The 13499-nt window shown below is 72.5% G+C and carries 1 protein-coding gene (cut by both window edges); it reads right to left on the reverse strand.

The whole window is internal to a type I polyketide synthase gene (locus QSK18_RS11115) on the reverse strand: the coding sequence, 47859 nt in all, runs 19558 nt past the left edge and 14802 nt past the right edge, and what appears here is coding positions 14803–28301 (codon 4935, complete, through codon 9434, partial); the first complete codon in reading order (the gene reads right to left) occupies positions 13497 to 13499. Both codon boundaries (start and stop) fall beyond the window edges.

Below are 13499 nucleotides of genomic sequence, written 5' to 3' on the forward strand. Positions count from 1 at the left end.
GCGGCGTCGGAGAAGGACTTGCACCGGCCATCTGCCGAGAGCCCGCCCTGAACACCGAATTCCACGATGCCCCGCGGGGTGGTGATCACCGTGACGCCACCGGCCAGCGCCAGCGAGCACTCACCCGAGCGCAGCGCCTGAGCGGCCAGGTGCATGGCCACCAGCGAGGAGGAGCAGGCGGTGTCGACGGTCACGGCCGGCCCTTCCAGGCCGAACGTGTAGGACAGCCGGCCGGAGGCGACGCTGCCGGACTGGCCGGTGGCGAAGAAGCCCTGGGCGTCCTCCGGCGGCTGGTAACCCGAGGCCGGAGCCCCGACGAAGACGCCGGTCTGGCTGCCGCGCAACTGGTCCGGGGTGATCCCGGCGGCCTCGAACGCCTCCCAGGCGGTCTCCAGCAGCAGACGCTGCTGCGGGTCCATGGCGATCGCCTCCCGCGGGGCGATCCCGAAGAACGCGGCGTCGAAATCGGCCGCACCGCTGAGGAATCCGCCTTGGTAGGACAGTTCGCCGTGAGCGTCCCAGCCCCGGTCGGTGGGCAGCGGGCCGATTGCGTCGCGTTCGGCCATAACCAGCTGCCACAGGTCTTCGGGCGAGGACACGCCTCCGGGGTAGCGGGCGCTCATCCCGACGATGACGATCGGGTCGTCGAGCGCGGTGGTGGCCACGGCCGGGGCAAGTGCCCCCGGCTGGGTGCCGATGATCTCGGCGAGCAGGAAGGTGGCCAGCTCCTGCGGGGTCGGGTAGTCGAAGACCAGGGTGGCGGGCAGCCGGGTGCCGGCCGCGCCGGCCAGCCGGTTGCGCAGTTCGACGGCGGTCAGCGAGTCGAAGCCCAGGTCACGGAACTCGCTGCGGGGGTCGATCGCGGTCGGTGAACCGTGGCCGAGCACGGCCGCGGCCTCCACCCGGACCAGCTGCAGCAGGTGCCGCACCCGATCGGCCTCGGGCATCCCGGCCAGCCGCCGCAGCAGCACCGCATCGGCCCGCCGGGCCTGCGATTTGGACGAGCGGCGCCGGGTGCGCACCAGCCCCTGCACCAGCGGCGGCAGGTCGTCGTGGGACTGCAGCACCCGCAGGTCCAGCCGGGCCGGGGCCACGACGGCGAGGCCGGTGCCGAGAGCGGCGTCGAACAGCTCCAGGCCCTGTTCGCCGGTCAGCAGGGGCAGACCGGTGGCGGTGAGCCGGTCCAGGTGGGCGTCCGAGAGCTGCGCGGACATGCCGCTCTCCTTCGACCAGGCGCCCCAGATCAGCGCGGTCGCGGGCAGCCCCTGGGTGTGCCGGTACTGGGCCAGGGCGTCCAGACCGGCGTTGGCCGCGGCGTACCCGGCCAGTCCGGCCCCGCCGAGCAGGCCCGCCATCGAGGAATAGAGGACGAACGCGGCCAGGTCCTGTTCGCGGGTCAGCTCGTGCAGGTGCCAGGCGGCGTCGATCTTGGGCCCGAGCACCGTGGTGAGCCGCTGCGGGGTGAGTCCGTCGATCACCCCGTCGTCACGCACCCCGGCGGCATGGATCACGGCGGTCAGCGGGTGCTCGGCCGGTACGGCCCCGAGCAGCGCGGCGACCGCGTCCCGGTCGGCCAGGTCGCAGGCGCTCAGGGTGACCTGCGCGCCCTCGGCGGTGAGTTCGCCGAGCAGTTCCTCGGCGCCTTCGGCCTGGGCGCCGCTGCGGCTGGCCAGCAGCAGGTGCTGGACGCCATGACGGTGCACCAGGTGGCGGGCCAGCTGGGCGCCGAGACCGCCGGTGGCGCCGGTGATCAGCACGGTCCCGTCCGGGTCCCAGCCGGCCGTCGGCGCGGTCGTCGAAGCGGTCGTCGGATCGGTCGTCGGCGCGGTCCCGCTCGGCGTGATCCGGGCCAGGCGAGGGACCAGGACCTGTCCGTCGCGGAGCGCCACCTGCGGCTCGCCCGTGGCCAGCACGGCCGCCAGTTCCTTGGCCGGGTCGGTGGTTTCGGTGGTGTCGATCAGGACGAGGCGTTCCGGGTGCTCGGCCTGGGCACTGCGCAGCAGGCCCACGGCAGCGGCCGCGGCCGGATCGGCCACCGGTTCCTCGTCCCGGACAGCAACTGCGTTCCGGGTGATCACCACCAGGCGCGAGTCGGTGAAACGCTCCTGCCCGAGCCAGTTCTGGACCAGGGCCAGGGCCTGCTCGCAGATGTCGCGCACGGCGTCGGCGCTCTGGGCGGCCGAGCGCAGGGTGACCACCACCAGCTCCGGCGAGCCTTCGATGCCCTGCAGGTCCGCGTCGGCCCGGGCCACCGTGGCGGGTGTCCCGGCCGGGCCGGTGCCGGCGTCGGCCGGGACCCAGTCGATGCGGAAGAGAGAACCGGAGCCGGCCGAGGTGCGGCCGGTGAACAGGGTGAGGTCGAGCGGCCGGAAGCCGACCGACTCCGCGGTGATGACGGGCGCACCTGCGGCGTCCACGGCGATCAGCTGCACCGATCCCGGGCCGGCCGCGGTCAGGCGCACCCGCAGGGTGTGTGTGCCCACGCTGTGCAGGGCCAGGCCGGACCAGGACGCGAGCATCCGCTCCGGCTCGCCCAGCAGCAGGGTGGCCCCACGGAGGGCGGCCTCCAGCAGGGCCGGGTGCAGGCCGAACGAGGCGGCGTCCTCCACCTGCACCGGCGCCTCGACCTCGGCGAAGACCTCGTCGCCGCGCCGCCACACCTCGCGCAGGCCCTGGAAGGCGTTGCCGTGGTGGATGTGGGTGCTGCCCTCCAGAGCGACGCTCTCGGCACCCTCCGGCGGCCAGACACCGAGCTCGGCTGCGCTCAGCTCGTCAGCCTGCTCGGCCAGATCGGCGGCGCCTTCGGCGCGTTCGGCCAGGACGCCGGTGGCATGGCGGATCCAGGGTTCGTCCTCCCCGGCGACCGAGGACCGCGAGTGCACGGAGAGCTCGCGTCGTCCGTCCGCGTCCGGCTCGGCGATCCGGACCTGAACGGCGGTGGGCACCTCGGTGCCCAGCAGAAGCGGCTGGTCCAGGGTCAGTTCCTCGACCAACTGGCAGCCGACCTCCTCGGCCGCCCGCAGCGCGAGCTCGGCGAACCCACCACCGGAGAAGACTGAGGTCTCCCCGACGGCGTGCTCCAGCAGCCAGGGGTGGGTGTGAGCGGCCAGCCGCCCGGTGAGGACCACTGAGCCCGATCCGGCCAGCGGCAGCACGGCGCCCAGCAGCGGGTGCCCGGTGGAGACCAGGCCAAGACCGCTGGGGTCGCCGCCACGGTTGCCGGTCGGCCAGAAGCGCTGCCGCTCGAACGCATAGGTGGGCAGGTTCACCCGCCGCGCCCCGGTGCCCGCGTGCAGCGCGGGCCAGTCCACCGGCACACCGCGCACGAACGCCCGGGCGAAAGCCCGCAGCACCTGCGCCCAGCCACCCTGCTCCTCGCGCAGCGTGCCGGTCACCACGGCCGGCGCCTGAACCTGGTCGAGCGTCTCCTCGATCCCCAGCGACAGCGCGGGGTGCGCGCTGACCTCCAGGAAGTTGCTGAAACCCTGCTCGGCGAGCGTCCTCACGGCGTCCGCGAAGCGCACCGTGTCGCGCAGGTTGCGCACCCAGTAGGCGGCGTCCAGGTCGGCGCCGTCGCTCCACCGGCCGGTGGCGGTGGACAGCAGGGGCGTGTGCCCGGCGGTCGGCCGGGTACCGGCCAGCCGGTCCAGCAGGTCTTCGGCGATCGCGTCGACCGCCGGTGAGTGGGCAGCGAAGTCCACACCTTCCAGCCGCCAGCGCATCAGCCGGGCTGCGACCAGGCGCTGCTCCAGCACGTCCATCGCTTCCGGGTCACCGGCGACGGTCACCGCGCGCGGGCCGTTCACCGCCGCGACGGCGACCCGGTCGGCCAGCCCGTCCAGCTGAGCGTGCACGGTGGTCTCGTCGGACATCACGGTGAGCATGGCGCCGTGCCCGGACAGCCGGTCGGCGATCAGCCGGCTGCGCACCGCGACGATCCGGGCCGCGTCGGTCAGGCTCAGGACGCCCGCCACACAGGCGGCCGCGACCTCGCCCTGCGAGTGTCCGACGACGGCGTCGGGCTGCACCCCGGCCGACTGCCACACCGCCGCGAGCGAGACCATCACCGAGAACGAGACGGGCTGGAGGACGTCCACCCGCTCGATCGTCGGCGCCCCCTCGGCCCGGCGGACGATGTCCAGGAGCGACCAGCCGGACCATTCGACGTGGGGCTCCAGCGCGGCCGCGCACTCAGCCATCCGGGCCGCGAAGACCGGCGACTCCTCCAGCAGTTGGGCGCCCATCCCGGCCCACTGCGTGCCCTGCCCGGGGAAGACGAAAACGGTCTTGCCGGTCAGGTCGGCCATGCCGGTGACCAGGTCGGCGGTCTTGAGGCCGGAGTCGATCGCGTCCAGCCCGGCCCGCAGTTCGGCGGAGTTCTGGCCGATGGCGACGGCCCGGTGCTCGAACAGGCTGCGGCCGGTGGCGGTGGAGTAGGCGACGTCAGCCGGCGCCAGGTCGTGGCGCTGGACGAAAGCGCTGAGCCGGGCGGCCTGACGGTGCAGGGCCGGCTCGGTGCGGCCGGAGACGATCCAGGCCTGAGCCGGGGTGGGATCGACCGTCGGCTCGGAAATCTCTGTCCCGGGCGCCTGTTCGAGGATGACGTGTGCATTGGTGCCGCTGATTCCGAAGGCCGAGACACCGGCCCGCCGCGGGTGGCCGTTCTCCTCCCACGGCACGCTCTGGCTCAGCAGCTGGATGTCGCCGCCGGCCCAGTCGATGTGCTCGGACGGGGTATCGGCGTGCAGGGTCTGCGGCAGCTGGTTGTGCTGCAACGCCAGCACCATCTTGATCACACCGGCCACACCGGCAGCCAGCTGGGTGTGGCCCAGGTTGGATTTCACCGAGCCGAGCCACAACGGGCGTTCCCGTTCCTGGCCGTAGGTGGCCAGCAGCGCGTGGGCCTCGATCGGGTCACCCAGACGGGTACCCGTGCCGTGCGCCTCCACCGCATCCACATCAGCGGCCGAGAGTCCGGCTGCGGCCAGGGCCCGGCGGATCACCCGCTGCTGCGAGGGCCCGTTCGGGGCGGTCAGACCGTTCGAGGCACCGTCCTGGTTGACCGCGGAACCCTTGATCACCGCGAGCACGTCGTGCCCGTTACGGCGGGCGTCCGAAAGCCGTTCCAGCAGAACCAGACCGACACCCTCGGACCAGCCGGTGCCGTCCGCCTCGGCCCCGAAGGCCTTGCACCGGCCATCCGCGGCCAGCCCGCCCTGAGCGTGCAGTTCCCCGAAGACCGCGGGGCTGGCGATCACGGCCACACCACCGGCCAGAGCCAGGGAGCACTCCCCCGAGCGCAGCGACTGGGCCGCCAGGTGCAGGCTCACCAGAGAAGCCGAGCAGGCGGTGTCGACGGTGACGGCCGGGCCCTCCAGGCCGAACGTGTAGGAGACCCGGCCCGAGGCGACGCTGGCCAGGTGCCCGGTCAGGGCGTGCCCCTGGCTCTCCGGCGGGCCGGTGTAACCCGAGTCGGTGGCCCCGACGAATACTCCGGTCTCGCTGCCGCGCAGTTGCTCCGGGCGTAGTCCGGCCCGCTCGAAGGTCTCCCAGGCGGTCTCCAGCAGCAGACGCTGCTGGGGGTCCATGGCCAGGGCCTCGCGTGGGGAGATGCCGAAGAAGCCGGCGTCGAAGCGGGTTGCGTCGTAGAGGAATCCGCCCTCGACCTGGCGGCCGATCGGGGCCCAGCCCCGGTCGGTGGGCAGGCCGGAGACCGCGTCGCGGCCTTCGGCCAGGAGCTGCCAGAAGTCCTCCGGGGAGTTCACGCCGCCGGGGAACCGGCAGGCCATGGACACGATCACGATCGGGTCGCCGACGTCGGAGCTGCGGGTGACCACGGCGCCGGGCTCGGCGCTCGCCCCGAGCAGCTCGTCCAGCAGGTGCTGGGCCACGGCCGTGGGGGTCGGGTAGTCGAAGACCAGGGTGGAGGGCAGACGCAGCCCGGTGGCCGAGCCGAGGCGGTTGCGCAGCTCGATCGCGGTGAGCGAGTCGAAGCCCAGCTCACGGAACTCCCGGCGCAAGTCCAGGTCCTGCGGGGAGGCGTGCCCCAGCACAGCGGCGGCCTGGGCGCGCACCAGGTCGGTGAGGTAGGTCAGCCGGTCCTCGGCCGACAGCGCGTTCAGGCGCCCGAGCAGCGCCCCCTCGTCCACGGCGTTGGTCACGGCGGTCCGGCGCTGGGTACGCACCAGCCCACGCCACAACGGAGCGACCCGGCCCCGGGCCAGGGCCTTCAGGTCGGCGGGCACCGGAGCGACCAACGGCTCGTCCGAACCGATGGCGGCGTCGAACAGGGCCATACCCTGCTCGGTGCTGATCGCCGGCATCCCGGCCGCGGCCATCCGCCCGGCATCGGAACCAGTTACTGCGCCGGTCATTTCGCTGGTCTGTTCCCACAGGCCCCAGGCCAGGGACAGACCGGGCAGACCACTGGCGCGGCGCCGGGTCATCAGCGCATCGAGCCAGGTGTTGGCCGCGGCGTAGTTGGCCTGGCCGGGGGTGCCGATCAGGCCGGTGAACGAGGAGAACACCACGAACGCGGCCAGATCCGCGTCCTGGGTCAGCTCGTGCAGATTCCAGGCGGCGTCCACCTTGGGACGCAGCACGTCGGAAAGATGCTGCGGATCCAGGCCGGTGAGAATGCCGTCGTCCAGGACGCCCGCGGTGTGGATCACGGCCGTGAGCGGGTGCTGCGGATCCACGCCCTCGATCAGGGCGCGGGCCTGGTCCCGGTCCGCGACGTCGGCCGCCACCACGCTCACCCGGGCGCCGCCGGCCTCCAGGTCCCGCACCAGGTCGAGAGCGCCGGGGGCGTCCAGCCCCCGTCGGCTGGTCAGCAGCAGGTGCCGCACGCGGCGGGTGGCCACCAGGTGCCGGGCCAGCTCGCCGCCCAGGGTGCCGGTGCCGCCGGTGATCAGGACCGTTCCGTCCGGGTTCCAGCCGGCCGGGATGCTGAGCACGATCTTGCCGGTGTGCTTGGCCTGGCTCATCGTCCGGAACGCGTCCCGACCTCGCCGCACGTCCCACACGGTCGAGGGCAGGGGCTGCAGGGTGCCGGCGCGGAAGTGGACCATCATCTCGGCCATCGCGCTGCGCAGCCGCTCGGGTCCTTGGTCGAGGACGTCGTAGAAGTGGTAGTTGATCTCCGGGTAGTCACCGGCCTCGCGGATGTCGAGCTTGCCCATCTCCAGGAACCAGCCACCCGGGCGCACCAGCCGCACCGACGCGTCCACGAACTCGTTCGCCAACGAGTTGAGCACCACGTCGAAGCCACCGGTCGCAGCCCGGAACTTGTCCTCGAACGCCAGGTCGCGCGACGACGCCAGGTGGTCGTCGTCGATCCCGAGCGAGCGCAGCACGTCCCACTTGGGCTCGCTGGCGGTGGCGTAGACCTCGGCCCCGAGCATGCGGGCCAGCTGGATCGCCGCCATGCCTACGCCGCCGGCGGCGGCGTGGATGAGCACGGTCTGCCCGGCCCGCAGGTTTGCCAGGTCGACCAGACCGTAGTGAGCGGTGAGGAAGACCGCGGGGACGGTGGCCGCGTCCTCGAACGACCAGCCCTGCGGGAAGGTGGTGAGCTTGTCGGCCCGCACCACCGCGACCGGCCCGAAGGCGCCCTCCATCATGCCGGTGACCCGGTCGCCGATCGCGAACCCGGTCACGTCCGGGGCGGTCTCCAGCACCACGCCGGAGGCCTCGCCGCCCATCCAGCCGGTCTTGCCCTGGAACCAGCCCAGCGCACTCAGGCTGTCCAGCACGTCGCGGAAGTTCAGCCCGGCGGCCCGCACCCCGACCCGCACGTGACCGGCCGGCAGTTCCTCGGCGCCCTCGGGCCAGGCGATCAGGTCCAGCGCGTCCAGGCTGCCCTTACGACGGCTGCCCAGACGCCACGGCACTCCGACCGGCGGCAGCAGGCCGTCGCCCGTGCTGAGGGCGGCCAGGCGCGGCGCCCACACCGCCCCCTCGCGCACCGCCAACTGCGGTTCGTCCGCCATGGCCACGGAGGCCAGGTCGGTCGGTTCCGCCGCAGCCGGGTCCAGGTCGAGCAGGACGAAGCGGCCCGGGTTCTCGGACTGCGCGGAGCGCACCAGCCCCCAGACCGCCGCGGCCGCCAGGTCCGGCTGCTCACCGCTCACCGACACCGCGCCCTGGGTCACCACCAGCAGACGGGAGGCCGAGGTGCGCTCGTCGGCCAGCCAGTCCTGCAGGTGACGCAGCACCTGGGCGGTGGTCGAGTGGGTGGCTGCCACCGGGTCGGCCGCCGGGCTCACGGTCAGCCGTACCAGGGCGGGAACCGTGTCGAACTCCGTCAGCTCGACCGGCTCCGGGCCGTCCGCCGTAGCCAGGTCCCGAAGCTTCGTCCAGCTCAGGCGGAACAACGAGTCCCGCGATCCAGATGCGCTCTCGGCCGTCAGCTGACCGGCGCTCACCGAACGCAGGGTGAGGTTCTCGGCCGAGAGCACTGGCTCTCCGCCCGGATCCACTGCCGAGAGCGAGACCGAGTCAGCGCCGATGCGGGTGAGTCGCACCCGAAGGGCCCGGGCCCCCTGGGCGTGCAGGCAGACCTGTTCCCAGGAGAAGGGAAGACGTACGCCCTCGGCCTGGTTCAGCCCCACGTACGGGATGGCGTGCAGCGCCGCGTCCAGGAGGGCCGGGTGGATCCCGAACGTCGGTCCCTCCGCCTCGGTCTCCGGCAGAACAACGTCCGCGAAGACCTCACCATCGCGCAGCCAGGCCGCCTGCAGCCCCTGGAACAGCTCGCCGTAGTGCAGACCGCCCGCGGCCAACTGCTCGTAGGCGCCTTCGAGGTCGATCGGCTCGGCTCCGGCCGGCGGCCACGCCGTGGCGTCGAAGCCGGCCGTACGCTCGCCCACGGCCAGGCGGCCGGTGGCGTGCTGTGTCCAGGCCGACTCGTCCACCTCGTCCGCGGTCTGCGAGTAGATGCTGACGGTACGGTCACCGGCGTCCGCGGGCGGGCCCACCCAGACCTGCACCGCGACCTGGACGTGCTCGTCCAGGGTCAGCGGGGTCAGCAGGGTCAGCTCTTCCACCCGGTCGCAGCCCACCTGGTCCCCGGCCCGCACGGCCAGGTCGAGGAAGCCCGTGCCCGGGAACAGGACCGTCTCGCCCACCTTGTGACCGGCCAGCCAGGGATGGGTGCGCAGGGACAGCCGCCCGGACAGCAGCACGCCCTGCCCGCCGGCCAGACCCACCGCCGCGCCGAGCACCGGGTGGGCCGTGGCGACCAACCCGAGTCCAGCTGCGTCGCCGGACGCGGGCAGGGGGGCGCTGGGCCAGTAGGTCTGGTGCTGGAAGGCATAGGTAGGCAGGGTGACCCGCTGACCGGGGAACAGAGCCGCCCAGTCCACCGCCGGCCCGCGCACCCAGACCTCGGCCAGACTGGTCAGCACCCGGTCCCAGCCGTCCTGGTCACGCCGCAACGTGCCACCGGTGACCGCGACCACGTCCGCCTGGTCGATGGTCTCCTGCACGCCCACGGTCAGCACCGGGTGCGAGCTGACCTCCACGAAGGCCCGGAACCGCTCCCCCAGCAACCGCTCCACGGCCGCGAAGAACCCGACCTGGTTACGCAGATTCGCAAACCAGTACTGCGCGTCGAGCTCTGGGCCTTCCAGCCACTCACCCGTCAGGGTCGACAGCATCGGCATCGACACCGGCCGAGGCTCCAGCCCGGCCAGCACCTGCGCCAGCTCGGCCTCCAGGGCGTCGACATGCGCCGAGTGTGAGGCGTAGTCCACCGCAATCATCCGCGCCCGCACACCCTGCGCCGCGTAGTCATCGACCAGCGCCTGCACTGCATCCGGGTCACCAGCGACGACCACCGACCGTGGCCCGTTCACCGCCGCAACCGAAACGCCCTCCGGCACGGTGATCTCAGCCGCCGGCAGTGCCAGAGAGGCCATCGCGCCCTGGCCCGCCAGCGAGCCAGCAATGGCCTTTGACCGCAACGCCACCACCCGAGCACCGTCCTGCAGGGTCAGCGCCCCGGCCACGACCGCGGCCGCGATCTCACCCTGCGAATGCCCCACCACCGCATCCGGCCTCACACCAGCCGATTCCCACACCGCCGCCAACGACACCATCACGGCGAACGAAACCGGCTGAACCACATCCACCCGGTCCAGCGCCTCGCCACCGCGCACCACATCCAGCAACGACCAGTCCACGAACGGCTCCAACGCCGCAGCACACTCAGCCATCCGGGCCGCGAAGACCGGCGACTCATCCAGCAGACGAGCCCCCATACCGACCCACTGCGCCCCCTGCCCCGGGAACACAAAGGCCGTGCGGCCGTCCACATCAGCCACCCCGGAAACGAAACCGGCCGACGAAAGCCGGCCACCACGGCTCGGGCCCGACTGGATGCCACCCACCGACTGGACGCTTCCACCGAAAGGCCCACCCAGAGCGTCCACAAGCTCCACCGAACCCGCACCGACCGCAACCGCGCGATGCTCGAAAACGGCTCGAGAAGCAGCCAGAGAGAACGCCACATCCACCGGCTCCAGCTCACCGGCAACCTGGGCCAGCCGCTCCGCCTGCCCACCCAGAGCAGCCTCGCTCTTGGCCGACAGAGCCCACGCCACCGCACCCGGCACAGTCGGCCGACCTGCCCGAAGGGCCGGCTGCGGGCCTTCTTCGATCAGGACGTGCGCATTCGTCCCACTGATTCCGAACGAGGAGACACCGGCCCGCCGCGGACGTCCGTCGGTGTCCCACGAAACCTGCTCCTTCAGAGGCGAGACCGCCCCGGTCGACCAGTCCACGTGCGACGAAGGCTCGTCCAGGTGCAGGGTGCGGGGCAGCACCCCGTGGCGCATGGCCTGCACCATCTTGATCACCCCGGCCACTCCCGCGGCGGCCTGAGCGTGCCCGATGTTGGACTTGACCGACCCCAGCCACAACGGCCGTTCCCGGTCCTGCCCATAAGTCGCCAGCAGCGCCTGGGCCTCGATCGGGTCACCCAGAGTCGTTCCGGTGCCGTGCCCTTCGACCGCATCCACATCAGCCGGCTGCAGACCGGCCGAAGCCAGGGCCGCCCGGATCACCCGCTGCTGCGACGGCCCGTTCGGAGCGGTCAGCCCGTTCGACGCGCCGTCCTGGTTCACCGCCGAACCCCGGATCACCGCCAGCACCTCATGGCCGTTGCGGCGAGCGTCCGAAAGCCGCTCCAGCACCAGCACACCCACACCCTCGGACCAGCCGACGCCGTCGGCCGCGTCCGAGTACGACTTGCACCTACCGTCCGAGGCCAGCCCGCCCTGGGCGCTGAAGTCGATGAACGGCCCCGGTGTGGCCATCACCGTCACCCCGCCGGCCAGCGCCAGGGAGCACTCCCCCGAGCGCAGGGCCTGGGCGGCCAGGTGGATCGCCACCAGCGACGAGGAACAGGCCGTGTCCACGGTCACGGCCGGCCCTTCCAGGCCGAACGCGTACGAGATGCGACCGGTGAGAACACTTCCGGCCGTACCGGTACCGAGGAAGCCCATCGACTCCTCGGGGAAACGCATCCGGCCCGAGGCGTAGTCGTGGTACATCAGCCCGGCGAACACACCGGTCCGGCTGCCCCGCAACGTCGCCGGGTCGATGCCCGCCCGCTCGAAAGCTTCCCACGAGGTCTCCAGCAGCAGCCGCTGCTGGGGGTCCATCGCCACCGCCTCACGCGGCGAGATCCCGAAGAAACCGGCGTCGAAGTCCCCGGCCTGGTGCAGGAATCCACCCTCGCGCACGTAGCTGGTGCCACGGGCCTCCCGGTCCGGGTCGTACAGGCCGTCCAGGTCCCAGCCCCGGCCGGCCGGGAACGGCGAGATCCCGTCGCCGCCCTCGCTGACCAGACGCCAGAGGTCTTCCGGCGAAGCGACACCGCCGGGGTAGCGGCAGGCCATCGACACCACTGCGATGGGATCGTCCGCCTGTCCGGCCAGCTGCTCCACGGGCACACCCGGCCCGTCTTCCTGCAGCAGCTCGGACAGCAGGAACTCGGCCAGGGACAACGGGTTCGGGTAGTCGAACACCAGCGTGGAGGAGACCCGCAGCCCGGTCGCCCCGGAGAGCCGGTTGCGAAGTTCGACCGCGGTGAGCGAGTCCAGGCCCAGCTCGCGGAACTCCCGGCGGGCCTCCACCGTGTCGGCCGAGACGTGCCCGAGCACCATCGCGACCTCGGTGCGCACCAGGTCCAGCACGATCTCCAGGCGCTCGGCCGGCTCCAGCGGGCTCAGACGCTGCAGCAGCGTGCTGACCGCCTGACCGCCGCCCACAGCCGTCCTTCGGCCACCGCGTACGAGACCGCGCACCAGCGGCGGAAGGTCGGCCAGACCACGGAGCGCGGCGGGGTCCAGCTGGGCGGTCACCAGAACTGCCTCGTCGAGCGCCAGCGCGGTGTCGAACAGGGCCAGACCCTGCTCGGCGCTGATCATCGGCAGGCCGGTGCCCGAACCGGAGAGCGCGCCGGCCATACCGTCGGCCGCGTCCCACGGCCCCCACTGCAGGCTGGTGGCAGGCAGACCGGTGGCCCGACGCTGCTGGGCCAAGGCATCGAGGAAAGCGTTGGCGGCCGCGTAGTTTCCCTGCCCAGGCGCGCCGAGCAGGCCGGCCACCGACGAGTACAGCACGAACGCGGTGAGGTCACGGTCGGCGGTCAGCTCGTGCAGGTGCCAGGCGGCGTCCACCTTGGGCGCCAGCACCGTGTCCAGACGCTCGGACGACTGCGACCCGATCACCCCGTCGTCCAGCACCCCGGCCGCGTGTACCACGGCGGTGATCGGGTGCTGGTCCAAGAGCCCGGCGACAGAGTCGCGATCGCTCAGGTCGCAGGCCACCACCGCGACCTCGGCGCCCAGGCCGGACAGCTCTTCGCGCAGCGTCTGCGCTCCGGGCGCGTCCGGTCCCCGTCGACTGGCCAGCACCAGCCGGCGCACCCCACGTTCGGCAACCAGGTGCCGGGCCAGCAGAGCACCCAGTCCGCCTGTGCCACCGGTGATCAGCACGCAGGAGTCGCTGTCCCAGGCCGGGGCCGGAGGCCGGGCGGCCACCCGGACCAGACGCGGCACCAGCACCTCGCCCGCCTGCAGCGCGATCTGGGGTTCGCCGGTCTCGAGAACGGCGGCCGGGATCTCGCCGTGACCTTCGACCAGGACGAACCGGCCCGGGTTCTCCGACTGCGCCGACCGCACCAGGCCCTGCACCGCGGCCAGGGCCGGGTCGCTCACCGCGGCCGCGGTCTGGATCACCAGGCGGGAAGCGGCGTAGCGCTCGTCGGCGATCCACTCCTGGAGCACACTGAGGACGTGCGTGGTCAGCTCGCGTACTCGGGTGAGCGGTTCGTTCGCAACGGTTTCGGGCAACTGCCAGAGGACGACCGGGGGCACCGGATCGAGGGACGTCGGCGAGCCGTCGGGGTCGAGAAGAACGGCTTCCAGCGGGGTGGCGGAGATGTTGGGAAGGGTCTTCCACTCCAGCCGGAAGACGGAGTCCCGGCCACC

This window comes from Kineosporia sp. NBRC 101677 (assembly GCF_030269265.1).
GTDB lineage: Bacteria > Actinomycetota > Actinomycetes > Actinomycetales > Kineosporiaceae > Kineosporia > Kineosporia rhizophila.